The following is a 23,487-nucleotide window of genomic DNA, read 5'->3' as shown; positions in this document are numbered from 1 at the left end:
TTCATATGAGAAAAGCTGATTTAATTAACAACATTGCTGAAAAAACCGGCATCCCCAAAGTAGATGTGTTAGTAACACTCGAGGCCATGTTCAAGGAGGTGAAAGAAGCCCTTGCCAACGGTGAACACATTTACATCCGTGGGTTTGGTAGTTTTATCACCAAGAAACGAGCAGCCAAAATTGGGCGTAACATCAAGAAGAACGTAGCTGTGGAGATCCCTGAGCACTTTATTCCGGCATTCAAACCTTCGAAAGAATTTGTTGCTGAGGTAAAGAAGCTGAAAAGTTCTTAATTTTGCAGCCTAATATTTTAGGCGATGCAAAAATCACAAGTTCTCCTGGTTGGTGCTGCTGTAGCATTATTGGTGGTATTATTCGCCTTTGGCCGTACTGTGCCCCGGTCAGATAAGAAACCTATGTCATCTGCTGCGCCAATGAAAGGTGGCGGTCAGGATATAGACCCTATTGCCTTTTCCGAACTGTTAAGTACAGCGAAGGGAAAAATTCCTGCAGAAAAACTTTTACAGGTAAATACAATTGAAACAAATGTTGTTCGCGGGGATGTTAAGACCCAGCAGATAGCCGCGTACAGACAATTGTACAACACCTGGGACAGCCTGAACCAGCTGCCCGTTGCCGCATATTATCTTGGCGAAGCCGCTAAGTTGGAAAATTCCGAAAAAAGCCTCACCTTTGCAGCCAATTTATTTTTGGCCCACTTGCAACATGCAGAAGATCCGCGTGTAGCAAAATGGGAAGCCCAGCAGGCAATTACTTTGTTTGACCAGGCGATTCAATTGAACCCGGCAAACGACACCCTGAAAATATCGCAGGCAATGGTGTACATGAATACCGGCGAACCGATGACAGGGGTGGCCAAGCTGAGAGAAGTAGTGGCTGCACATCCTGATAATATTGATGCACAGGTTACATTAGCAAACCTGGCTATTACATCAGGTCAGTACGATAAAGCTATCGAAAGACTGGAAGGAGTAATGAAAAATCATCCGGATAATGCGAAAGTATTATTTGTGCTGGCAGAATCATACAGGAGCAAAGGAGATAAGAAGAAAGCGATTGAACTGTTTGAAAAAAGCAAACAACTCATGACCGATCCGGAACTGAAGAAGGAAGTAGATAGTTATATTAAAAGTATTCAATAATATTTATTTTTCAATCATTTAAAAACGTATCAGCGTATGCCTTGCGGTAAGAAAAGAAAAAGACATAAAATTGCCACTCACAAGCGTAAAAAAAGACTGAGAAAGAACCGGCATAAAAGTAAAAAGAAATAATTACTCCAGTTTCCCGCCATTTATACTAATCAGGTATTATCCCGGCGCGGTGGTCGGATAAAAATTTTCATATATCCTGCATGATTTCAGCATTTACTTCTTAAATTGCTTAAGTCATGCAGGTTGTTTCCATAGATCCCGCATAAGAATTCTCCGGACATTACCTGCAGTGATCGCTGAACCCTTAAGCAATCCATCATCACGAACGTGAAGAAATACGCTAACTTTATGGTGAGCTATTGTTGTAGTATGCAGTAAGCTGTTCTTAATAGCCGTGTGCATAGCATAAAAGGTGAAGTTTTAAAGGTTAAAATTTTGGACGCTTGAATAAGGAACTTATTATAAATGCGGCTCCCACAGGTGTGGAAATTGCGTTACTGGAAGATAAGAAGCTAGTAGAATTGCACCACGAAAGTGGCAATCCTAACTTCGCAGTAGGTGATCTGTACCTTGGTAAGGTAAAGAAGCTGATTCCCGGCTTAAACGCTGCATTTGTGGACGTTGGCTTCGAAAAAGATGCCTTCTTGCATTACACGGATCTGAGCCCCTATATCCGATCTATTCTTAAATTTACGGCAACTGCCATCAGTGATAAAACCCCTGAAGGATTTGATTTCACTAAGTTTAAAAATGAACCGGAAATAGTAAAGACCGGTAAAATTACTGATGTACTGGGCGGTAAACCCAACATCCTCGTACAAATTCTGAAAGAACCCATTTCTTCTAAAGGCCCCCGCCTTAGCTGCGAAATCTCTTTGCCCGGAAGGTTTATAGTGTTAACTCCCTTTAACGATATTGTTGCGGTTTCTAAAAAAATCCACTCTTCCGAAGAAAGAAAAAGATTACAGAAAATTGTAGAAGCTATCAAAACGCCCAACTTTGGCGTAATTGTACGCACTGCAGCTGAAGGAAAGAAAACAGCAGAATTACACGAAGATTTGACTACCCTCGTTCAAACCTGGAAAAATATCCAGGCAAATCTCAGTGGTGGCCAGGCCCCGCAAAAGATCCTGAGCGAGCAAACCAAAACCACCAGCATCCTGCGCGATCTGCTCAACGAGAGCTTCAATCGTATAGTCATTAACGATAAAAACATTTATACAGACACCAAAACGTATATCCAAAAGATTGCACCTGAAAAGTCTGATATCGTTAACTACTATAATAACGGTTCTCCCATCTTCGATAATTATGGTATTACCCGCCAGGTAAAGGCGTCTTTTGGTAAAACCGTGAACCTTGATAGTGGCGTGTACCTGATTATTGAAGCTACGGAAGCTTTGCACGTAGTAGATGTGAACAGTGGTTATAAAAGCTCCAGCAACAACCAGGAACAAAATGCACTGGCATCCAACCTGGAAGCGGCAGGCGAAATAGCCCGCCAGCTCAGACTGCGCGATCTTGGCGGTATCATTATCATTGACTTCATTGATATGAAGCTGCCAGAAAACAAAAAGACAATTTTTGAAGCGATGGAGAAATTCATGGCGCAGGACAGAGCAAAACATACCATCTTACCGATTTCAAAATTTGGTCTCATGCAAATTACCCGTCAGCGGGTAAAACCTGAGATTACTATATCTGTTGCAGAAGATTGTCCTACCTGTAAAGGAACCGGAAAAATCGGCGCATCTATGCTGATCCTGGAGGATATTGAAAAGAATTTGCAGTATCTGCTGAATCATCAGCATAAAGGATTAACCATCCGGGTACATGCTATATTGCACGCTTATCTTACTAAAGGCTTCCTCGCCTCTAAACAATGGAAATGGTACTTCCAATATAAAAAGTGGATCAAACTAAAAGCAGATTCCAATTACCATCTTACTGAATATCGTTTCTTTGATGCCAACGACGAAGAAATTAAATTATAAAAGAAAAGGTCCTGATGTACATCAGGACCTTTTCTTTTTAAAACCTGTAATCATCCCTGGCAGGACTGAAACTGTCAATTATTTTGCAATCAACCACAGCACGGCCTCCGTGTAAAGTATTGGGAGGAATAACCAGCGTATCATGTTGCTGTAACACATATTTTCTTCCATCCAACTCCATCTCAAAGGTACCTTCGGCGATATACGTAATCTGCTCATGCGGGTGCTGGTGTATGGGAGATACTGATCCTGCGGTTATTTCCCAGAAGGCAAGCGTACTTTTATCTCCATGAACAAAACGACCATAATGGCCGGCGATGGTGTTCTTTATCGGAATATCCTGTAGCGCGGAGGGCTTGGTCATATTTATAGTGATTTATGTACTAAATATAATTCATGCAACAGATTTAACCAACCGCTGAAGGTGTAAGTACATATATTTCATACATTTACGGCTGAAATGCAGTTTAATCCCATACTGTATCATTGTCATGTTTGTTTTCAGTCATTAAATACATCCATCACGCATATGACTATACGTTTTTACACCTTATTCTCCTTACTGGCAATCCTTATTTTTGCTGCATGCCAGCAGGAAAGTGGCTCCCGCAAGAAACTCAAAGCGAGAGATACCACACATTATACAAAAGAAGCGTACATAGAGCAATCGCTGGACAGCAACTATGTGAATAGTTTTCTGCAGTCGCATAAGACCTATGGTATGTACGATGAGTATATCCGCAACTTTTACCGTAAACGTGATTATCATTATGCATGGATCAATAAGGACGGTTTGACCGAACAGGCGGGCAACTTCATTAACATGATGAAGAATGACGCTAAATACGGTATTAAAGACAGCAGCTTGATGACCCCCGATTTGCAGCAACTCACCGATACAATGCTGGTAAGTGATGTAGGCCTAAAACCCGGAGATACTGCTATTCCCCGCATAGAAATGATGCTTACCGCGCAATTCTTTGCCTATGGAAACAAGGTATGGGGCGGCCTTACCGCTGATTCTGCCAAAGACCTGGAATGGTTTATTCCGCGTAAGAAAATAGATATGGCCAGTTTGCTGGACTCTATGCTGAATAAAAAGAGCAATGCCTTTGAAGAAGATGAGCCGGTAAACAAACAATACATATTACTACGTACGCAGCTGAAAAAGCTGGCTAAGCTGGAAGCATCTACGAAATGGGACTCCATCAAAACAACGCAGAAAAGCTTTAAAAAGGGCGATTCTGCTGTAGTGATTTCCCTGATTAAAAACAGGCTGGAAGCCTTCGGCGACCTGCCGGGAACAGACAGCAGCGCGCGGTTTACAATGGCACTGGATACAGCTGTCCGGAATTTCCAGGTAAGGATGGGCATGAAGGATGATGGTATCATTAAACAAAATGTACTGGACGCCCTGAATACTCCTATTCAGCAAAGGATAGAGAAAATATTGCTGAATATGGAACGTTTACGCTGGGTGCCTGTAGAACCTCCCGCCAGTTATATCCTGGTAAACATTCCGGAGTTTAAAATGCATGTATATGATAAAGGGAAACTGGACTGGAGCTGCAATGTGGTAGTAGGCAAGCCAGGTGCCAGCACCGTTATATTCAGTAAGGACCTGCGTTATGTAGTATTTAGCCCGTACTGGAATGTACCTCCCGGTATTTTGTCCAAAGAAGTATTGCCCGGCCTCAAACGCAATGGTAGCGGCTATCTGGCCCGGCAGAATATGGAAATAGTAGGTGCGAGTGGTAAGGTGATTTCACCTGGATCTATCAGTTTCGGTAAATATTCAGGGGGTAATTTCCCTTATATAGTAAGACAGAAGCCCGGCGGAAAGAACTCTTTAGGCAAGGTGAAATTCCTGTTCCCGAACGAGTATAACATCTATCTGCATGATACACCTGCCCGTTATCTCTTTGGAGAAAACAAACGTTCTTTCAGCCATGGTTGCATCCGGATTGCAGAACCCAAGCATCTGGCACAATGGTTATTACGTGACGATTCCACCTGGACAGAACAGAAGATTGATGATGCCATGAATGCCGGTAAAGAAAAATATGTAACGCTGAAGGATAAGGTGCCTGTATTTATTGGCTATTTCACTGCTTTTGTAGATAGTAACGGAAGATTGAACTTCCGGGATGACGTATATGGGCATGACGCAAGGTTGGCTGCTACGTTGTTTGGTACTAAGTAATGGTGGGAGAGGCCTTCGGCCTTTGTCTTTTCTTTAGCAGGATTAGGCTGATTTTAATGATTACCCTGATTTTGTTTTCTTTTAAAGATATCCATATCGTTTTATAGTATGCTTTTAGAAAATCAATAAGTATATAATTAGAAAGAAATGAAATCAGGGTAATCATTAAAATCAGCCTAATCCTGCTAAAGAAAAGACAAAGGCCGAAGGCCTTCCGCTTTATTTAACAGCTATCACTGATATCTCCACATCTACACCCTTAGGTAAACCTGCTACCTGTACGGTTTCACGGGCAGGATAGTCACTTGTAAAATAACTGCCATACACTTCATTTACCTGCGGGAATGTTTTCATATCTGTCAGGAAGATGGTAGTTTTTACCACATCATGAAAACCCATGCCGGCTTCGGTGAGGATAGCCTGCAGATTTTTCATCACCTGGTGTGTTTCATCCACAATTCCTGATTTTATTAATTCTCCTGAAACCGGGTCCAGGGCTATTTGTCCGGATACAAACAGCGTATTTCCAGCTTTCACAGACTGATTATAAGGCCCTATAGGAGCGGGCGCATTGGTTGTATTAATGATTTGCTTTTCCATGAAGACGAAATTAATTAATAATTGAGAACGGAGCGCCGTCTGCTATAGCAGATGTGCTATAATTAATGATTCTTTATTAGGTTTGCCGAAATTTAACGCATGAATATCCTGGTAATAGCAGATGCACAGCGGTTTGATGAATTGCAGCAGAAGGGATTGGCCAAGCATCATGAAGTGCATTGGAAAACGAGTCTGGAAGAGGTTTTATCTCTGAAAGTATTTGATCTGGTGCTGGATCTTATCTTTGATGACCGGCCGGAACATGCGGCTGTATATGCAAAGAATCCGGCAATACCGGTATTGGCGGGTATGGCTAAGACGTCGTTGTCTGAAATCATGAGCCAGTACGCATTTGAGCAGGGTTTTAATATTATGGGATGTAATTTTTTGCCTGGATTTGTGAATATGGCGGTTACAGAAGTAACGGTAATGGATGAAGGACAAAAACAAACGTTGGATAGTCTCATGTATCAATTGGGCTGGGAGTATGCACTGGTAGCAGATGCTACAGGTATGGTTACCCCCCGTGTGGTATGTATGATTATTAATGAGGCATACCTGACGGCACAGGAGGGCACCGCTTCCATTGAAGATATAGATACTTCCATGCGTTTAGGAACCAACTATCCTTATGGTCCATTTGAATGGAGTGAAAAGATAGGTATCCGGCACGTATATGAAGTACTGAAAGCAGTGCACGACGCAACGGGCGATGACCGTTATGAAGTAGCTGCGTTATTACAAACAGCATACGAAGCGATTTAAGAATTATCATGGCACTTATACTGAATATAGATACTGCTACAACAATTGGTTCTGTGAGTCTTTCCCACGATGGGCAAGTATTACAGACAATGGTCAACGAAAAACAGCAGGATCATGCTGCAACGATGATTTTATTTGTGCAGCAAATACTGAGAGAGCAGGGGATGACAGCAGCAGCGCTGGATGCCATTGCAGTGAGTGCAGGACCAGGTTCTTACACCGGATTACGTGTAGGCGTAGCTACAGCCAAGGGCTTATGTTATGCCTGGAATAAGCCGCTATTGGCCATTTCTACACTGCAGCTGATGGCGCAGGGATTGTATAGTGAGATAAAAGATGAGCAGGCATGGTATTGTCCTATGCTGGATGCACGCAGGCAGGAAGTGTTTATGGCCCTCTATGATGCGGGGTTAAACGAGATAATGCCGCCACAGGCCATGATCCTGGAGCCTTCTTCCCTGGAAACGCAGCTGGCAGAGCGGAAAATTTATTTTTTTGGCGATGGCAGTCCTAAGTGGGAACTGATGTTATCTTCCCCCAAAAATGCTATATTTACAAAATACCTTATAAGTGCAGCGCATATGGCGCCTCTTGCAGAACAGGCATTTACTAAAAAGATGTTCGTTGATCTGGCTTACTTCAGTCCATTTTACCTCAAACCGTTTTATTCTCCTCAAAAGCCCTAACACTTCTGTTTGATTTGTCACAGAAAGGTCAAATTACATCTAATTTGCAAGTATCCGGGGGCTATATATGATAAAATAAGGTATGGAAATTTTTTTTATTGTGATAGATATTATATTTTTGTATAAATCGATTACCGCGAGTTGTTGTCTAACTATTTTTGCGAGTACTGTCCGTTGATCCCTTTCATTTCATCATTTTTATAAAACTATTATGCGATGGAAAAAACATTATTAACTACCTCTTCTAATACTCTTATTATTTCTAGAGGTACCAATGAAAAAGACCAGATCAAATTGGATTACATTGCCGTCAAGAAGGCTGCTATGGTTTTACGTGCTATCAACCATAAGTTGCGCCAGCAGATGATTAAGCTGTTGGAAGACCACAAAAAAATGACCGTGACAGAGATTTACGTGAAATTGCGTCTGGAACAATCGGTAGCATCGCAACACCTGGCCATATTGAGGCGTGCAGGCATTGTAATCACAGAAAGAGATGGTAAGTTTATTCACTACACCATCAATAAGCAACGTATTGCTGAAGTGGCGAAGTTTGTGGAAGAACTTGTTGGGTAAAATTCATTTGTCCGTATACCATACGGAAGAAAATTATATAAAAAAGTAGCCATACGGCTACTTTTTTATTTTGGTATAGATTTTATCCATAAGTTGACCGCGGTAGAAGTTGTAAATTTGTGAAAATCAAAAACCATGTTCGTAAAGCAATTATACACCAGTTGTTTATCTGAAGCAGCGTACTTCATTGAATCTGAAGGAGTAGCTGTGGTGATAGACCCGTTACGTGATATCGACGTTTATCTTGATCTGGCTAAAGAACGCAACGCAACCATTCAGTACATTTTTGAAACGCACTTTCATGCGGACTTTGTTTCGGGCCACCTGGAACTGGCTGCTGCTACCGGTGCAAAGATTGTTTATGGCCCGGATGCAGTAACCAACTTTGAAACATATGTAGCAAAAGATAATGAGGTGTTTAAGATAGGTGCAGTTACTTTGAAAGTATTACATACACCTGGTCATACTATGGAATCATCCTGCTACTTGCTGCTGGATGAAAAGGAACAGCCTAATGCATTATTTACCGGCGATACTTTGTTTGTAGGAGATGTTGGCCGCCCTGATCTTTTCAGCGGTGATATGACAAAAGAAGAACTGGCAGGTTACCTGTTTGATTCTCTCAACAATAAAATAAAAATATTACCTGATCACGTGACTGTATATCCCGCGCACGGCCCTGGCTCCGCCTGTGGTAAAAACCTGGGACCAAATACTTACAGCACCATCGGTGATGAGAAAGCTTCCAACTACGCATTGCTGGCAACTGATAAAGAGCAATTCATTGATGAAGTAACCAGTGGTTTAAGTACACCACCTTCTTACTTCCCTATCAATGCCAAAATAAATAAAGAAGGTTACGACACGCTGAAAGCAGTTATAGAAAAAGCGATGCAACCACTTGCGCCTGCTGCATTTAAGGCAAAAGCCAAAGCCGGTGCATTGATTCTGGATACCCGTCCTGCTACTGAATTTGGAGAGGGCTTTGTGCCTGGTGCCATCAGCATCGGACTGGAAGGTCGCTTTGCAGAATGGGCTGGTAGTTTGTTACCTTTTGATCAGGACATCATACTGGTAACACCTATAGGTAAAGAGGAAGAAACTGTAGTAAGAATGGCGCGTGTAGGATTTGATAACGTTACCGGCTATCTGGAAAACGGTTATCCTTCCTGGGAAGCGTCCGGAGAAGTAAAAGATATGATCATTACTGTGGAAGCAGATGAACTGGCCATGGATATTCCGCACGATCCCAACCTGGTGATTGTGGATGTACGCAAGCCAATAGAATATGCAGATGGTCATATCAAAAACTCGATCAACCTTTCACTCGGCGATATGATGGACCCGGGGAAAATGGCTGATTTTGATGATCACCACAACCTGTATGTACATTGCCAGGGCGGCTATCGCAGCATTATTGCCTGCTCTATCCTGAAGAAAGAAGGTATCCACAATCTGCGTAATATAGATGGTGGCTACGCTAAAATGAAAGACCAGAAAGGATTGCAGGTAGTACAGGAAAAAACAGTGTTGAACTAAATATTTACGCCTGATATTTTGAAAGCCTTCTACCGCTGGTGGAAGGCTTTTTTATTTACCTCACACAGCCATTTTGCCACCTGATTCACAGGCTGTTAAGACATAAATAGTTTTTTATTCGCCAGGTATTCGTTAACTTCTTACACTAAAATCGTTTAACCATGAATAGAAAATCCCTGGGGGTTGCCCTATTGATGCTCATGAGCGTATTTTTATTTGCCTGCAAACCTTCTGATGCTAAAATAAAACAAGCCGTAAATGAAAAGCTGAGCGCTATTCCGGGTATTGTTGCAGATGTGAAAAACGGGGTTGTTACCCTCAGCGGAGAGGTGAGCGATGAGGCCGCCAAAGCCGCTGCAGAAGAGGCGTTGAGAGGCGTTTCAGGCGTGAAGTCTGTAACAGATAATATTACTGTAAAAGCGGAAGTGCCTTCCACTGCGCCGGTAAAATAATGAAGGCCGAAGGCCTTTGTCTTTTCTTTTTCAGGATTAGACTGATTTTAATGATTACCCTGATTTTATTTTCTTTTAAAGAAATCTATATCGTTTTATAGTATGCTTTTAGAAAATCAATAAGTATATTAATTAGAAAGAAATAAAATCAGGGTAATCATTAAAATCAGTCTAATCCTGAAAAAGAAAAAGGCCGGAGGCCTTCCAGTATTATTCCCCTTCATATTTGTGTTTCCATCTGCGGTGGCTCCACACCCAAACATCCGGTTGTTCGTAAATATTTTTTTCGAGGTAGCGTACAAATGCTTCCGTTATTTTTCCTTCCGGCTCATTTATTGGCTCTTCAAAAGCCAGTTTTATTGCTGCTTTATAATAGCCTCTTTTTACTTTCCTGATATCTACAAATACAACAGGAATATTATTCCTTTTAGCGCCCATTTCCGGACCTTTGTAGAACGGTGTCATTTTATTGAGGAAGGGATACCAGTAGCAACGACGGGGATTGCCCGGGTTCTGATCTGCTACCAGTGCAATGAGGTATTGTTTGCTCATCCACGGTTTCATGCTGTTGCTCATATCATTTGCCGGGATGAGGATGGTACCGAATTTTTCGCGGAAATGCCGGAACATCCTATCGGCAGGTTTGCTGGTGAGCGGCATGTATACTACCAGGAAAGGATAATCTACTCCCTGCATACAAAACAGGTTGGCCCACTCCCAGTTGAAGTTATGACCCAGGTGCAACTGGCAGCTTTTGCCTTGTGCATAAAGGTTGTGCAAGACGGTAAGGTCGCACTGGAAGCGCTTTTGCAACTCCCCTTTGCTCATCGTGAGCAGTTTGATGGTTTCTACCATCATATCCGTAAGGTTGTGGTAGTATTTTTTAGCAAGGATGGTAATTTCCTCCTTCGACTTTTCAGGGAAGGCTTGTTTCAAATTCTCCATCACTACTTTCCTGCGATATCCGAATACGTAATATACCAGGAAGTAGAGTACATCGCTGATGAAATAAAGCACCGGAAAGGGCAATACCGAAAGCCCGTAACAAAAAGCAAGCAGCAGATAATACATATTCCTGATTGTTGTAAAGACAACGCAAAGGTAATGAAAGACAGCCGTTTAGCTTACAATACAATGTTTTGTACCAGTTCGCACTTAAACGGATAATCTGTATTGAAATGAAGCCCTCTGCTTTCCTTGCGGAATGCTGCACCTTTTACAATGAGATATCCTGCTGTAATAAGGTTACGTAATTCGCAAAGTTGTGGTGATACTTCTGTTTTTTCGTAGAGATCTTCTGTTTCCTCATGCAGGATATCGAGCCGGCGCAGCGCACGTTTTAAGCGCACATCTGTTCTGACAATGCCCACATAATCACTCATGATCTGCTTCAGTTCTTTCAGACTTTGCGTAATGAGGATCATTTCTTTAGGCGCTGTGGTACCACGTGCATCCCAATCGGGCACATTGTCTTTAAAGTCTACCGAATCGATTTTGCTGGTAGCATCCATAAAGCAGCGGTGTGCAAATACCATTGCTTCCAGCAACGAATTGGACGCGAGGCGGTTGGCGCCATGGAGCCCTGTGCTGGCGCATTCGCCGCAGGCGTAGAGGTTGCGGATGGAGGTGAGGCCCCATTCATTTGTTTTGATACCACCACAGCTATAATGCGCTGCAGGTGCTACCGGGATCATCTGATGCTGTACATCAATGCCGGCGGCTATGCAGGTTTCATAAATATTAGGGAAATGATGAACAAATTTTTCATGATCCATGTGCCGGCAGTCCAGGTACACATATTCGGTACCGGTGATCTTCATTTCACTGTCTATGGCACGGGCTACAATATCGCGTGGTGCCAGCGACAGGCGCGGATCATACTTATGCATGAAATCTTCTCCATGAATGTTACGCAGAATGCCGCCATCGCCGCGCACCGCCTCCGAAATAAGGAAGGAAGGGCTCACTCCCGGCTGATATAAAGCCGTAGGATGGAACTGGATAAATTCCATGTTTTCGATACGGCCTTTGGCGCGGTATACCATGGCCACTCCATCGCCGGTAGCGATGTTGGGATTGGTCGTACTGCGGTATACTTGTCCGTTGCCACCGGTAGCCAGCAGCGTTACTTTAGACAGGACCTTTTCTATTTTGTTGGTAGTGAGATTGAGTACATAAACACCAAAGCACTCAATGTCTGGTGTGGATTTGGTGATCAGGTAACCCAAATGATGCTGGGTAATGAGGTCTACCACAAAACAATGTGTGACCAGTTCAATATTTGGCCGCTGATGGATGGCGTCTAACAGGGCACGCTCTATTTCCTTGCCTGTAATATCCTTGTGGTGGATAACCCTGAATACAGAATGGCCACCTTCGCGGCCCAGGGAGAAGTCGCCATCTGCGTTTTTATCGAAGTTGGCGCCCCATTCAATGATTTCGTTTACACGTTCCGGCCCTTCAGTGACCACTATTTTCACTATTTGTTCATTAGAGAGCCCATCACCGGCGATGAGTGTATCTTCTATATGTTTTTCGAAGCTGTCGTTTTCGAGGTCGTTTACCACGGCCACGCCGCCCTGGGCATACTTGGTATTGGTTTCATCTTCCCGGCTTTTTGTGATAATAGTTATCTTTTTATCCGGACACTGCTGAGATACTTTGAGTGCATAGGTGAGCCCTGCAATCCCTGAACCGATGACAAGAAAATCTGTTTGCTGCATAGTGCAACGAAATTACGAATTACGAATTACGAATTGCGAATTTGAGCGAAGATATTAATGTTGTTCTTCGCGAAGGTCCGTAATTCGCAATTCGTAATTCGTAATTCTTTCAGTAAAATACCGTATGCTGCCATACACCAGCCCCCATTGTGCAATGCCATAAGTAAGCATAACCAGGATGCCGCCATAGGGGAGCGGGTGGTAAAATTTTCCGGTGGCAATGAGGGAATCGGAAACCAGGAACAATACTGCCCCAATAATGCAATACCAGCCAGCCGGTTGCTGCCTGAAATGAAAAGCATGCAATACACTTTGTACCGTTATGGAAATAGTGATGGCATAGATGATAACGGGAATGGCTAAACTACCCAGGTAAGGCAGCAGGAATAAGATGAACACAATGACCACAGCCGCATTCAGAAATACCAGTGGATATTTGCACAAGGGGATAGGGTGATTGCTATATCTTATTTTCAGAAAAAAGGCAATGTACATGACATGCGCCAGCAAAAAGCTACCGAGTCCGGGCAGAAAAAATTTATCAAACAACAGGAGGACATCTCCCCCAAACGAAAAAAATAAGGCAAGCAATAGCAGGGGACGGGAAGACCCGGGCATTTTTACACCTGAACCCAGCAGGTATACCGCCAAAATTACCATCAGCAAGGGTTTAGTGGCATACCGGAATGTATCCATATCGAGGGCTATGAATATAATATCGGCCAGCAGGGTAACGAAATATAATATCAGCCACTTTGACTTTAACATAGGAAACCTGATTGTTATTACAATATAAGATTTCTTCCTGTTAAGTGTTTAGCAGAATATAAAACGTAGTACCGTTACCGTTAATGCCGGGGCTCATTACTTTTAATTGTCCGCCATGCATTTGTATGATCTGTTGTGAGAGGCTTAATCCAATACCGGAGCCTTTCTTTTTGGTAGTGAAGAAGGGGATAAATATTTTATTCATAGCATCTCTGTCGATACCGGGGCCGTTATCGGTTATTTCAATACAGATCTGCTGGATGCTGTTTAAATACAACTTCATGCTGATAGTAGCACGAGGTGTTTGTTCCAGCGCATCCATGGCATTTTTCACGAGGTTGATAAGTACCATTTGCAATTGTGATACATCTGCATGGATCTCCATATTTTCTGCATCCACTTCGAGGGAGAATTGAATGCCGGCCTGTTTCATGTCTGCCTGAAACAAGCTGCTGACGGAGTTTACCAGCATTTTTACATTTACGCTGGTAAATTGTGGTTGTGGTAAAGTGGTATAATCTCTGTAAGCATTTACGAAGTTCATGATGCCTTTGCTGCGGCTTTCCACTGTTTGCAATGCTTCACGCAAATCCGCAATACCTTCCTTGTGTTCCGCACCTGGCGCAATGTCCAGGTCAACGATCTCCTGCATAGTACCAATGAGTGATACAATAGGTGTAACGGAGTTCATGATTTCGTGACGTAATATTTTAGTAAGATTTTGCCAGGCTTCCAGTTCTTTTTTTTGCAGCTCGGAATGGATATTTTGTATAGAGATGAGTTTGATGAGACGGCCTTGTAACCGCACCGTGGCGGCATGTATGGAGAGTTGCTGTTCCTGCCGTGTAGCGTACAAGGTTTTATTTCCGGAAGATAATTCCATCAGCAATTCTGCCAGCCCGGGATGCATTGTTTTGAGTTCTGAAATATTGCGCAGGCGATAGATGCCCATCAGGCGGAAAGCTGCGGGATTGATGAGTTCTATTTTTCCTTCTGCATCAAATGACAACACGCCAATGCTGATGTGCTGTACGATGGTATCAATGTATTTCAGGTTGGCTTCCTTCTCGGCCCTTGTTTGACGGAAGGCTTCCAGTACTTCGTTAAACTGGTGGTTGAGCATACTGAAACTTTTGCCCAATTTATTATCCGCACTGAAACGGATGGAGAAGTCTTCATAACGGATAGACTCCAGGAATAGCGTGAGTTTGCGGTTGATCCTGTTCAGGTAATGATAGATGCCATACAGCTGCATTAATATCAGTGGCACTAAGAGAAACGCCAGTGGCGGCATGGCGTGCATATACAGCCAAATTGCTGCAGTGAGTGTAATGGTTAGCAGGATTACCCGCAAGCTGATATTAATACTGAAGCGATTCATGTGGTAGCTTTTAGCTATTAGCTTTTAGCAGTTAGGTAAGTGCTAACTGCTAAAAGCTAATAGCTATATGTTATATTTCTCCAGTCTTCTGTAGAGGGCGGCTCTGCTTAAGCCTAGTTCCTTTGCGGCTTCGGTGATGTTACCGTTGCATTTTTTCATGGCCTGGGAAATGATGTTACGTTCCATTTCTTCCAGGTTGTAACCGGTGTCCATAGATTGGTCTGTGTTGTTGTTACTTTTCACAAACACGTCTTTGGGCTGCAATGTTTTTCCCTGTGAGAGAATAACGGCTCTTTCAATGGCGTGTTGCAGCTCGCGGATATTACCGGGCCAGTCGTAGCGCTGTAGTTGTGTGATCAGTGATTCATGCATACTGTTTACCGGACGTTTGTATTTTTCGCGGTACAGTTGCAGGAAATGTTCTGCCAGTGGTATGATATCCTCTACGCGTTCACGCAGTGGAGGAAGATGTATTTCGATGGTATTGATACGATAGAGCAAATCCTGACGGAACAGGTGTTGCGTAGCCATGTGCTGGATATTGCGGTTGGTGGCGCAGATCAGTCTAACGTCAATGGATATACTTTTATTGGAGCCTACTTTGGTAACCGATCTGTTTTGTAGTACGGTAAGTAGTTTAGCCTGGAAAGGAATGGAGATATTACCTATTTCATCCAGGAAAATACTGCCGCCGGCAGATTCTTCAAAGCGGCCGGCGCGGTCATCGCGGGCATCTGTGAAGGCGCCTTTTACGTGGCCAAACAGCTCACTTTCAAACAGTGTTTCACTGATGGCGCCGAGATCTACGCTTACAAATGGTTTGCTGTTGCGGAGCGATTGGGCGTGAATTTGTCTTGCGAGCATATCCTTACCCGTACCGTTTTCGCCGAGGATGAGGATATTAGCATCTGTAGCAGCCACTCTTGACACCGTATCAAATACTGCCTGCATAGCCGGACTTTGGCCAATGACCTGGCTGCCGACATGATTGGTAGCACCTGTGGGCTTATCCTGTTTGGCAGCGCGTTTGTTATAAGCCATCTGGATGGTGGCGAGCAGTTTCTCGTTTTCCCAGGGCTTGAGTACAAAGTCTACGGCGCCGGCTTTGATAGCACGTACTGCCATTTCCACATCGCCATAGGCGGTAAACAATACGACTGCTGTATCTGGTTTAAGATCCAGAATCCGGTCCAGCCACTCAAAGCCTTCTTTACCGCTGCTCAGGTCGCGGGTAAAGTTCATATCCAGTAGAATTACATCGTAATCAAAGTTGGATACGAGGTAGGGGATTTTCTGCGGATTCTTCTCAAAATCAACCTGTTCGAAATGCCTTTTTAATAACAGGCGGGCAGCGCGTAAAACATCAACATCATCATCTACAATTAAAATCTTTGCTGGTTGCATGGTAATCATATGCGAAAGGTGAATAGGTGACAATATTAAACAAAGATTCTTTCACTGCCACAGCTAATTTCGGGATCTTTTAAAAGTGTCCGATTATGAACACCCATTGTCCGGCAAAGGACGTTTTTAAAAACATAAATCCCCTAAAATGCTTGATGGTAAAGTGTTTTCAGCTTTGGCATGTGGATTGACTTTCTATGGTCAGCAAACTTTTCGCTAAAAACATGGACAGAAAAATAGAAAAGAAATTTTGGAATAAAAAGCGCATCATGATGATTGGTGGTGGGGCACTGGTAGTAATGCTGCTGGGTTACACGCTTATCTTCGCTGATCACCGCGCTACGCTCAATGTAGAAAAGGACAAGATCACTATCTCTCCTGTAAAAAAAGGGACCTTTGATGTATACATTGCTGTAACGGCTGTAGTAATGCCATTAAAGACTATCCGCCTGGATGCTATTGAGGGCGGTTATGTAAGCCGCAAATACCTGGACGGGGGTAGTATGGTAAAGGCAGGCGATTCCATCCTGCGGTTGGACAACCAGCACATGATGATGGATTTCGTAAACCATGAAACAGAGATCTACCGGCTGCGTAATGAGTTACAGAATACCCGTTTGAATATCCGTCAGCAGGACTTTACCATGCAGCAGAACATTTCTGACATTGATGCAAAAATAAGCGCAGCACAGGACCTGTATGACCGTAATAAACAACTGGTGGAAGAGAAAATTGTAGCCCGCCAGGATTTTAATAAGAATAAATTTGAACTGGAAGGACTGTTGCGGCAGAAAGATATTCAGTTGCAATCCCAAAGGTATCAGCAGGAAAATGCCAAAACGCAGATCACGCAGCTGGAAGGCACGCTGGCCCGCACGCAGCATAACCTGGAACTGATGAAAGAGAACCTGAACAGCCTGATTGTAAGGGCTCCGGTATCCGGACAGCTATCTTCCATCGACGTAGAAGTAGGATCCAGCATCACCGCCGGACAAAATATAGGTCAGATTGATGATCTCAATGGATTTAAGCTCCGCGCAGATATCGATGAACACTATGTTTCACAGGTATTTTCCGGGTTAAGAGCTTCTTTTGAATTTGACGGGAAAAGTTATGATATGATTGTAACTAAAGTGTATCCCGAAGTAAAAAGTGGTCGTTTTCAGGCCGATATGAATTTTGAAAAGAATACACCTGAAGGTATTCGTCGTGGACAATCCTCTCCTATCCGCCTTGTATTGGGTAAGTCTGCAGAAGCCATCCTGTTGCCGCTCGGCGGTTTCTTCTCCGACACCGGAGGCAACTGGGTGTATGTAGTGGATAAAAGCGGCAAGCGTGCGGTAAAACGTAATATTTCGCTGGGCCGCAAAAATCCTTTGTATTTTGAAGTACTGGAAGGGTTACAGCCTGGCGACCAGGTGATCACTTCTTCCTATGAGAATTTTGGTAATAAAGATGTTTTATCCTTTTAACTTTCATCCATTTTCTACATAAATCAGCAATTTAAAAACAACAAATACTTATGATACGCACCGTTAACTTACAGAAACTTTTTACAACAGAAGAAGTAGAAACCACTGCACTCAATGGTATTAACATGGAAGTACAGGATGGTGAATTTGTAGCGATCATGGGACCTTCCGGTTGCGGTAAGTCTACTTTGCTGAATATCTTAGGATTACTGGATAACCCGAGCGATGGAGAATATCACTTCTGGGATAAGGAAGTAGCGCGTATGAGTGAAAGGCAGAGAGCGCAGCTCCGCAAAGGTTCTATAGGATTTGTATTCCAGAGCTTTAACCTGATTGATGAGTTAACCGTTTTTGAAAACGTAGAATTACCATTGTTGTATCTGAAGGTGCCTGCTGCTGAAAGAAAAGTGAAAGTAGAAGAAGTGCTGGAGCGTATGAATATTATGCATCGCCGCAACCACTTCCCGCAGCAGCTGTCTGGTGGTCAGCAACAGAGAGTAGCCATTGCCCGCGCTGTTGTAGCCAAGCCTAACCTGATACTGGCGGATGAGCCTACAGGTAACCTCGATTCCTCCAACGGGGAAGAAGTGATGAAGCTCTTACAGGAGCTGAACAACAGTGGTACCACGCTGATCATGGTAACGCACTCCCCTTATGATGCAGGCTTTGCGCACCGTATTGTTAACCTGTTTGATGGACGGGTAGTAACAGAAAATATTAAAGAGCAGTTTCATGTGTGATTTTTTTTCCGCCATTCTAAAACCACTTCATGATGTTTCGAAATTATGCCTGTTGTATTCTTATCGTATTGTATGTACGTGATGAATTAAGTTTTGACAGATTTCACCACCACGTTGATAATGTTTATCGTGTTACCAGTACCCTTGCCCGCGCGTCTACAGGTGTTACGGAGCAGCTTTGGTAAATCCGGTAAAATCATTGAAAACAACATAAACCCCGCGTATATGTTTCAACGTTATATCGTCATCGCATTTAGAAATCTTCGCCGGCAAAGGATGTTTTCCTTTATCAATATTGCCGGGCTGGCCATCAGCATGACAGTATGCCTGATAGCGCTGATGTCTACCAGGAAAAATCTTAGCTATGATAATTTCCATCCGGCTATTGCACGCACCTGGCGTGTTACTACCCAGGTGGTAACACCTGACGGGCGTAAGTTTCATATGGCCAGCACACCACTGACGCTGGGAGAAGCGTTGCGTACAGGCTATAGTGCCATTGAGAAAGAGGTAACAGTATATGGCGTATTATCCGGTGAAGCTAAAATTGGTAAGAAGAAGATATCCGTCAGGGGTGCTTTTACAGAACCATCTTTTTTTAATGTTTTTGGCTTTAAACTGGCGGCAGGTAATCCACAAACTGCATTAACTGCGCCTAACAGTATTATCCTTACTGCGGAAACAGCAGCACGTTTTTTTGGTACAAACGAAGCAGTTGGCAAGATGATTCAGTTTGATAATTTCGGCAGCTTCCTGGTGACCGGTGTGCTGGAAACCCCTCCCAGTCTGACACATATCAACTATGAAGCATTCGCTTCTATTTCTTCCGTACCGGCACTGGAGCAAATTAAAGTATTACCCGAAAAACTGCACGACTGGAACATTATCCAGAGTTCTTACACATATGTGGTGTTACGGCGGGGAGAGGGGCAATCTGCCCTTGTAGCTGCCCTCGCAGATCTCGGACATCATTATGATGACTTACCCGGAAAAGGACAGGGAAGTTTGGCCTTTGAGCCACAGGCATTGAGTAAAATAACCCCTTCAAAGGATTTATATGATGATAATGGCAGCGGCCCTCCCTGGGGCAAAGTACTGGCCGAAGTAGGTGTTGCTTTCGGTATTCTCTTATGTGCCTGTTTTAACTATACTAATTTATCCATTGTACGTTCTTTACAAAGAGCAAAAGAAGTAGGTGTGCGCAAGGTAAATGGTGCACAGCGCTGGCAGGTGTTTATGCAGTTTATAACAGAGTCGGTGATCATGTGTTTGTTGTCGTTGATACTGGCTGTTGTGCTATTGGTATTAACGCAAACGTATCATTTGTTTGGCTTGCCTATACCGGATGATAATTTGTTGAATCCTACCTTGCTGGCCTGGTTCCTTTTATTCAGCCTACTCACAGGCATATTTGCCGGCATCATACCGGCATGGGCATTATCCTCTTTTCAACCCGCTAAAGTGCTGAAAAGCATGGTGGACATTAAACTGTTTGGCGGACTTGGCTTAAGGAAAACACTTATTGTGATTCAGTTTACGCTTTCTCTGACAGCAATTATATTTTTAGTGACCGTGTACAGGCAGTTTAGTTTTAAGGCCGAAAAAGACATGGGCTTTCAACGTAAGGATATCCTGAATGTACCCTTGGCAGATGTAGACTACCAGCGGATGAAAGACATGCTCCTACAAGTGAAAGGTGTGGAAACGATCACTGCAACTTCCGGTACGCTGGGAGTGCCCAGGCACTGCAGTTTTTGCGCCATGAAAACGGCCAATAGCAAAAATATGGAGTTTGGCTATTATGCCGGTGATGTAGACTTCTTAAAAGTAATGAACCTGAAACTGGTTGCTGGTAGCGGATTTCCGGCATCGGCTTCTACAGAAAAAGAACAATACCTGATAGTAAATGAAAAAGCGGTCAGCGTGATGGGAATTAAATCACCCGCAGACGCCATTGGTAGTACATTATGGTTATCAGATTCAGTACCGGTGAACATTATAGGGGTGGTTCAGGATTTTAACTATCAGCCAATAGAAGCTAACATACGTCCTATGGCCATCCGGTTTAAGCCTTCAGAATTTCATCAGCTGCAATTGGCCGTAGCTAAGGGAAATGAAGAACAGCTGATCGCTAATGTAAAACGTGTGTGGCTGGAATTACATCCTGGCGAAACCTTTACATCAGAATGGATGGATGCGCAGCTGTTAAGCCACAGTGGACAGGATACCGTATCAATGCTGGGGTTCCTGGTATTTATGACCACTGTTATTGCTGCACTGGGCCTGTTGGGGATTGTGGCTTATACCACCTTTACCCGTAGAAAAGAAATTGGTATTCGTAAAGTGCTGGGAGCAGAGGTAAGTAGCCTGATGATGTTGTTATCAAAAAATTATTTGTGGCTGATCATCATTGCAGGTTGTATTGCGATGCCATTGGGATTCATAGGCAGTCTTTTGTTCCTGCAAATATTCGCCTACCGGGTGAGTATAGGGATATTTACATTGCTGGGCAGTTTTGCAGTTTTATTACTTGTGGCGATGATCACCATTTTATCACAAACATGGCGGGCAGCAGGAGCTGATCCGGTTAATAGCTTAAGAAGCGAATAAAAGAATATGCTGTTTTACAACTATATAAAATTAGCCTGGCGTAATCTCAGCAAACGGAAGCTGTATAGTGTCATCAATATTGGTGGCCTGGCAGCAGGACTTTGTGTATGCATGCTGATCATGCTGTATGTGGCGCATGAGTTGAGTTATGACAGGTTTCATAAAGATGCACCGCGGATCTTCTCCTTACTGGAGCGGATTAAAATGCAGAATGATACGATTCAGTTTGACCGGTTCAATTACGCTAATGGTCCTGCTATACAGCAGCAGAATGCTGCGGTGAAAAGCTATATGCGTATAGGCAGCCTGCTGGGTGAAACTGCCATCATGCAAAATGTATCTCATCCTGCTATTAAAGATGCAGAACCGGAAGCATATTTTGTAGATGCCAATTATTTCAGTTTCTTCTCTTTCCCTTTACTGGAAGGAGATCCCGCGGAAGTGCTGCGACAGCCTTTCATGATGGTGATATCTTCCTCCATGGCAACAAAATATTTTGGAAAGGAAGATGCGGTAGGTAAACAAATTCGTTATAACGGTAAGTATACTTTCCAGGTATCCGGTGTAATGGCGGATGCCCCTTCCAACTCCAGCATTCAAGCAGATTTTCTGATGTCAGGGGCCAGTATCCCCGGTATTGAATCTTTACGGCAGTTTACTACAGATCCACATGGTTTTGGCGGACCATTCAAGCTATATATAAAGCTGGATGATGCTGCCAACAGAGAAAACGTAACTAAAAATATCAATCTACAGATTGCGCAGGACAAAGATCCTGGCTTAATCTCTTTGGTCCCATTGGCCAAAATACATCTGGGCGCAAATTTTCAGGCAGGTTTTAACCTGCGTTATCTGAAACTTTTTCCGATGGTAGCTATCCTGATATTGTTGATGGCCCTCATCAATTATATGAGCTTATCTACGGCCAGGGCTACTATCCGTGCCCGTGAGATAGGCATACGGAAAGCACTTGGCGCAGATCATAAACGTATTGCGCAGCAGTTCTATGTGGAGTCTGCATTATACGCACTGCTGGCATTTTGTTTGGCGGTGGTGTTGTGTATAACATTGCGTCCATGGTTTTTTAACCTGCTGCAATTGAAGGTAGACAACGGTTTCCTCTATAATCCAATGGTAATATTCATATACGTTGCCTTGTTGCTGGTAACGATTATTGTTGCCGGTAGTTATCCTTCGTTTATTCTTTCACGTTATAAACCTGTAGCTGTTTTAGCAGGTAAAATGAGTCCGGTCAGCGGAGGTGCTTCCGTGAGAAAAGTGTTAACTGTATTGCAGTTTGGCACAGCAGCTGTACTCATTATCTGTAGCATTGTAATTAACAGGCAGTTGTATTTTTTCAGACATACGGCTACCGGTATCAATAAGGAGAATGTATTGATGGTGCCTTTTGCGAGTACGCTGGGTACGCATTACCAGGCTTTCCGCCAACAGGTGGCCTCATTGAACGGAGTATTGCAAACAGGAACGGCACACCATCCCCTGTTTAATGGAATGGATATGTGGTTTGTGTCGGAGGAAGCAGACAGGCCGGCTATGACCTTGTATTCGCTGAATGTGGATCGGCAGCTGATGGAAATAGCGGGTTTGCAGTGGAAAATTCCACCGCAGGATATGTCGCAGTTAGGTATGGGAGGAAAAATTGTTTTGAATGAAATAGCCGTGGAAAAATATAATCTTTCTCCGACCCCGATAGGTAAACATTTACAGTTGGGAAACAAGGATATGGAAGTGATAGGGGTATTAAAAAACTTTCATTTTGTATCCCTGCATTCACCTATAGCGCCATTGGGATTAACGGTGGAAAAGGACAATTCACCTGTATGGGGCACTAATACAGCAGGATGTTTATTTGTAAAGATCGCGCCGGGTCAGAATATCCCTTCATTGATTGAACAGATCAGGAAAACATATACTAACTATGATGCACAAACGCCTTTTAAATATTCTTTTTTAGATGATGCATTTGGGAAGATGTATACCGCGGAAGATAGATTGGCAAATATTTTCGGGGGCTTTACAGCACTTACTGTTTTAATTGCGGGGCTGGGCTTATTAGGACTGGCGGCATTTTCGGCTGAGCAGCGCACCCGCGAAATAGGTGTACGGAAAATTCTGGGTGCCAGTGTGATACAAATCACCGCGCTGCTTTCAAAAGACTTTATGCGATTAGTCGTTGTAGCATTGGTGATAGCCTCACCGCTTGCCTGGTACCTGATGCAGCAATGGTTGCAACAATTTGCCTATCGCATACATATGCAACCATGGATGTTTGTATTAACTGCTATCATGGCCATTACAGCGGCTTTGCTGGCAATAGGATTACAAACAATAAGAGCTGCCACCAGGAATCCGGTAACAACATTACGAGTAGAATAACA

At 43.4% G+C, this 23,487-nt stretch carries 21 protein-coding genes; 14 read left to right on the top strand and 7 right to left on the bottom strand.

The genetic code is table 11. The annotated features are described in order from the left end of the window. Positions 1 to 5: 5 nt before the first annotated feature. The 3 genes from CLV51_RS02065 to CLV51_RS02055 all read left to right on the top strand — a co-directional run bounded on the left by CLV51_RS02065 (position 6) and on the right by CLV51_RS02055 (position 3,169). The gene (locus CLV51_RS02065) at positions 6 to 293 is read left to right on the top strand and encodes an HU family DNA-binding protein (protein WP_073084475.1); all 288 of its coding nucleotides are present in this window, start codon (positions 6 to 8) and stop codon (positions 291 to 293) included. Between the two features lie 24 nt (positions 294 to 317). Then, the gene (locus CLV51_RS02060) at positions 318 to 1,163 is read left to right on the top strand and encodes a tetratricopeptide repeat protein (RefSeq protein WP_106526349.1); all 846 of its coding nucleotides are present in this window, start codon (positions 318 to 320) and stop codon (positions 1,161 to 1,163) included. 455 nt (positions 1,164 to 1,618) lie between these two features. Beyond that, positions 1,619 to 3,169: an Rne/Rng family ribonuclease gene (locus CLV51_RS02055; RefSeq protein ID WP_106526348.1), complete on the top strand. Its 1,551-nt coding sequence runs from the start codon at positions 1,619 to 1,621 to the stop codon at positions 3,167 to 3,169. A gap of 37 nt (positions 3,170 to 3,206) precedes the next feature. On the opposite strand, the gene CLV51_RS02050 is transcribed toward CLV51_RS02055, so the two are convergent. After that, positions 3,207 to 3,533: a cupin domain-containing protein gene (locus tag CLV51_RS02050; RefSeq protein WP_106526347.1), complete on the bottom strand. Its 327-nt coding sequence runs from the start codon at positions 3,531 to 3,533 to the stop codon at positions 3,207 to 3,209. Positions 3,534 to 3,698: 165 nt separating this feature from the next. Between CLV51_RS02050 and CLV51_RS02045 the strand changes: the two genes are divergently transcribed. Continuing rightward, positions 3,699 to 5,372 (top strand): L,D-transpeptidase family protein, encoded by a 1,674-nt coding sequence (locus CLV51_RS02045; protein ID WP_158266915.1) that lies wholly within the window; start codon positions 3,699 to 3,701, stop codon positions 5,370 to 5,372. A 219-nt stretch (positions 5,373 to 5,591) separates the two neighbouring features. Here CLV51_RS02045 and CLV51_RS02040 read toward each other — a convergent pair whose 3' ends face one another. Beyond that, the gene (locus CLV51_RS02040) at positions 5,592 to 5,972 is read right to left on the bottom strand and encodes a RidA family protein (protein ID WP_106526345.1); all 381 of its coding nucleotides are present in this window, start codon (positions 5,970 to 5,972) and stop codon (positions 5,592 to 5,594) included. Positions 5,973 to 6,071: 99 nt separating this feature from the next. Here CLV51_RS02040 and CLV51_RS02035 point away from each other — a divergent pair, with 99 nt between their 5' ends. From CLV51_RS02035 to CLV51_RS02015, 5 genes are all read left to right on the top strand, one after another. Continuing rightward, entirely contained in the window at positions 6,072 to 6,737 is a 666-nt protein-coding gene (locus CLV51_RS02035) for a 3-hydroxyacyl-CoA dehydrogenase family protein (protein ID WP_106526344.1), read from the top strand. An 8-nt stretch (positions 6,738 to 6,745) separates the two neighbouring features. Further along, entirely contained in the window at positions 6,746 to 7,423 is a 678-nt protein-coding gene (gene tsaB / locus CLV51_RS02030) for a tRNA (adenosine(37)-N6)-threonylcarbamoyltransferase complex dimerization subunit type 1 TsaB (RefSeq protein ID WP_106526343.1), read from the top strand. A gap of 216 nt (positions 7,424 to 7,639) precedes the next feature. Continuing rightward, positions 7,640 to 7,999, top strand: a complete 360-nt coding sequence (locus CLV51_RS02025; protein ID WP_012788619.1) for an ArsR/SmtB family transcription factor — start codon at positions 7,640 to 7,642, stop codon at positions 7,997 to 7,999. 135 nt (positions 8,000 to 8,134) lie between these two features. Further along, complete coding sequence (locus tag CLV51_RS02020) at positions 8,135 to 9,538, top strand: MBL fold metallo-hydrolase (RefSeq protein ID WP_106526342.1); 1,404 nt, start codon at positions 8,135 to 8,137, stop codon at positions 9,536 to 9,538. A gap of 161 nt (positions 9,539 to 9,699) precedes the next feature. After that, a complete protein-coding gene (locus CLV51_RS02015) occupies positions 9,700 to 9,990 on the top strand; it encodes a BON domain-containing protein (RefSeq protein WP_106526341.1) in 291 nt (96 codons plus the stop codon). Positions 9,991 to 10,200: 210 nt separating this feature from the next. Here the strand turns inward: CLV51_RS02015 and CLV51_RS02010 are convergent, their stop codons facing one another. From CLV51_RS02010 to CLV51_RS01990, 5 genes are all read right to left on the bottom strand, one after another. Further along, positions 10,201 to 11,061 carry a lysophospholipid acyltransferase family protein gene (locus tag CLV51_RS02010; protein ID WP_106526340.1) on the bottom strand — a complete coding sequence of 287 codons (861 nt, stop codon included), beginning with the start codon at positions 11,059 to 11,061 and terminating at the stop codon, positions 10,201 to 10,203. 53 nt (positions 11,062 to 11,114) lie between these two features. Continuing rightward, positions 11,115 to 12,713 (bottom strand): L-aspartate oxidase, encoded by a 1,599-nt coding sequence (nadB, locus tag CLV51_RS02005; RefSeq protein WP_106526339.1) that lies wholly within the window; start codon positions 12,711 to 12,713, stop codon positions 11,115 to 11,117. A gap of 54 nt (positions 12,714 to 12,767) precedes the next feature. Continuing rightward, a complete protein-coding gene (locus CLV51_RS02000) occupies positions 12,768 to 13,481 on the bottom strand; it encodes a lysoplasmalogenase (protein WP_106526338.1) in 714 nt (237 codons plus the stop codon). Positions 13,482 to 13,521: 40 nt separating this feature from the next. Next, positions 13,522 to 14,862, bottom strand: coding sequence for a sensor histidine kinase (locus CLV51_RS01995; protein WP_106526337.1), 1,341 nt, complete (start codon positions 14,860 to 14,862; stop codon positions 13,522 to 13,524). A gap of 63 nt (positions 14,863 to 14,925) precedes the next feature. Further along, on the bottom strand, positions 14,926 to 16,266 hold the full coding sequence (locus CLV51_RS01990) for a sigma-54-dependent transcriptional regulator (protein WP_106527553.1): 1,341 nt from the start codon (positions 16,264 to 16,266) through the stop codon (positions 14,926 to 14,928). A gap of 224 nt (positions 16,267 to 16,490) precedes the next feature. Between CLV51_RS01990 and CLV51_RS01985 the strand changes: the two genes are divergently transcribed. Genes CLV51_RS01985 through CLV51_RS01970 form a run of 5 tightly spaced genes read left to right on the top strand, consistent with a single transcriptional unit; the run spans position 16,491 to position 23,485 of the window. Further along, a complete protein-coding gene (locus CLV51_RS01985) occupies positions 16,491 to 17,738 on the top strand; it encodes an efflux RND transporter periplasmic adaptor subunit (RefSeq protein ID WP_106526336.1) in 1,248 nt (415 codons plus the stop codon). A gap of 50 nt (positions 17,739 to 17,788) precedes the next feature. After that, complete coding sequence (locus tag CLV51_RS01980) at positions 17,789 to 18,478, top strand: ABC transporter ATP-binding protein (RefSeq protein ID WP_106526335.1); 690 nt, start codon at positions 17,789 to 17,791, stop codon at positions 18,476 to 18,478. A 29-nt stretch (positions 18,479 to 18,507) separates the two neighbouring features. Then, positions 18,508 to 18,663, top strand: coding sequence for a hypothetical protein (locus CLV51_RS29005; RefSeq protein WP_158266914.1), 156 nt, complete (start codon positions 18,508 to 18,510; stop codon positions 18,661 to 18,663). A 40-nt stretch (positions 18,664 to 18,703) separates the two neighbouring features. Beyond that, complete coding sequence (locus CLV51_RS01975; protein ID WP_158266913.1) at positions 18,704 to 21,088, top strand: ABC transporter permease; 2,385 nt, start codon at positions 18,704 to 18,706, stop codon at positions 21,086 to 21,088. Between the two features lie 6 nt (positions 21,089 to 21,094). Next, the gene (locus CLV51_RS01970; RefSeq protein WP_106526333.1) at positions 21,095 to 23,485 is read left to right on the top strand and encodes an ABC transporter permease; all 2,391 of its coding nucleotides are present in this window, start codon (positions 21,095 to 21,097) and stop codon (positions 23,483 to 23,485) included. The last annotated feature ends 2 nt before the right edge of the window (positions 23,486 to 23,487 follow it).

The sequence above is a fragment of the Chitinophaga niastensis genome (genome assembly GCF_003014755.1).
GTDB lineage: Bacteria > Bacteroidota > Bacteroidia > Chitinophagales > Chitinophagaceae > Chitinophaga > Chitinophaga niastensis.
The sequence above is the reverse complement of the archived record's forward strand: the minus strand, read 5'-3'. Positions and strand labels throughout refer to the sequence as shown.

Bases quoted from the DNA above. Each gene is read 5' to 3' on its own strand.
- CLV51_RS01990 (WP_106527553.1), bottom strand. From the start codon at position 16,266: ATGCAACCAGCAAAGATTTTAATTGTAGATGATGATGTTGATGTTTTA.
- CLV51_RS02020 (WP_106526342.1), top strand. From the start codon at position 8,135: ATGTTCGTAAAGCAATTATACACCAGTTGTTTATCTGAAGCAGCGTAC.
- CLV51_RS01985 (WP_106526336.1), top strand. From the start codon at position 16,491: ATGGACAGAAAAATAGAAAAGAAATTTTGGAATAAAAAGCGCATCATG.
- CLV51_RS02010 (WP_106526340.1), bottom strand. From the start codon at position 11,061: ATGTATTATCTGCTGCTTGCTTTTTGTTACGGGCTTTCGGTATTGCCC.
- CLV51_RS02035 (WP_106526344.1), top strand. From the start codon at position 6,072: ATGAATATCCTGGTAATAGCAGATGCACAGCGGTTTGATGAATTGCAG.
- CLV51_RS02025 (WP_012788619.1), top strand. From the start codon at position 7,640: ATGGAAAAAACATTATTAACTACCTCTTCTAATACTCTTATTATTTCT.
- CLV51_RS02050 (WP_106526347.1), bottom strand. From the start codon at position 3,533: ATGACCAAGCCCTCCGCGCTACAGGATATTCCGATAAAGAACACCATC.
- CLV51_RS02045 (WP_158266915.1), top strand. From the start codon at position 3,699: ATGACTATACGTTTTTACACCTTATTCTCCTTACTGGCAATCCTTATT.
- CLV51_RS02065 (WP_073084475.1), top strand. From the start codon at position 6: ATGAGAAAAGCTGATTTAATTAACAACATTGCTGAAAAAACCGGCATC.
- CLV51_RS02040 (WP_106526345.1), bottom strand. From the start codon at position 5,972: ATGGAAAAGCAAATCATTAATACAACCAATGCGCCCGCTCCTATAGGG.
- CLV51_RS01975 (WP_158266913.1), top strand. From the start codon at position 18,704: ATGTTTCAACGTTATATCGTCATCGCATTTAGAAATCTTCGCCGGCAA.
- CLV51_RS01995 (WP_106526337.1), bottom strand. From the start codon at position 14,862: ATGAATCGCTTCAGTATTAATATCAGCTTGCGGGTAATCCTGCTAACC.
- nadB (WP_106526339.1), bottom strand. From the start codon at position 12,713: ATGCAGCAAACAGATTTTCTTGTCATCGGTTCAGGGATTGCAGGGCTC.
- CLV51_RS02060 (WP_106526349.1), top strand. From the start codon at position 318: ATGCAAAAATCACAAGTTCTCCTGGTTGGTGCTGCTGTAGCATTATTG.
- tsaB (WP_106526343.1), top strand. From the start codon at position 6,746: ATGGCACTTATACTGAATATAGATACTGCTACAACAATTGGTTCTGTG.
- CLV51_RS29005 (WP_158266914.1), top strand. From the start codon at position 18,508: ATGATGTTTCGAAATTATGCCTGTTGTATTCTTATCGTATTGTATGTA.
- CLV51_RS01980 (WP_106526335.1), top strand. From the start codon at position 17,789: ATGATACGCACCGTTAACTTACAGAAACTTTTTACAACAGAAGAAGTA.
- CLV51_RS02000 (WP_106526338.1), bottom strand. From the start codon at position 13,481: ATGTTAAAGTCAAAGTGGCTGATATTATATTTCGTTACCCTGCTGGCC.
- CLV51_RS02015 (WP_106526341.1), top strand. From the start codon at position 9,700: ATGAATAGAAAATCCCTGGGGGTTGCCCTATTGATGCTCATGAGCGTA.
- CLV51_RS01970 (WP_106526333.1), top strand. From the start codon at position 21,095: ATGCTGTTTTACAACTATATAAAATTAGCCTGGCGTAATCTCAGCAAA.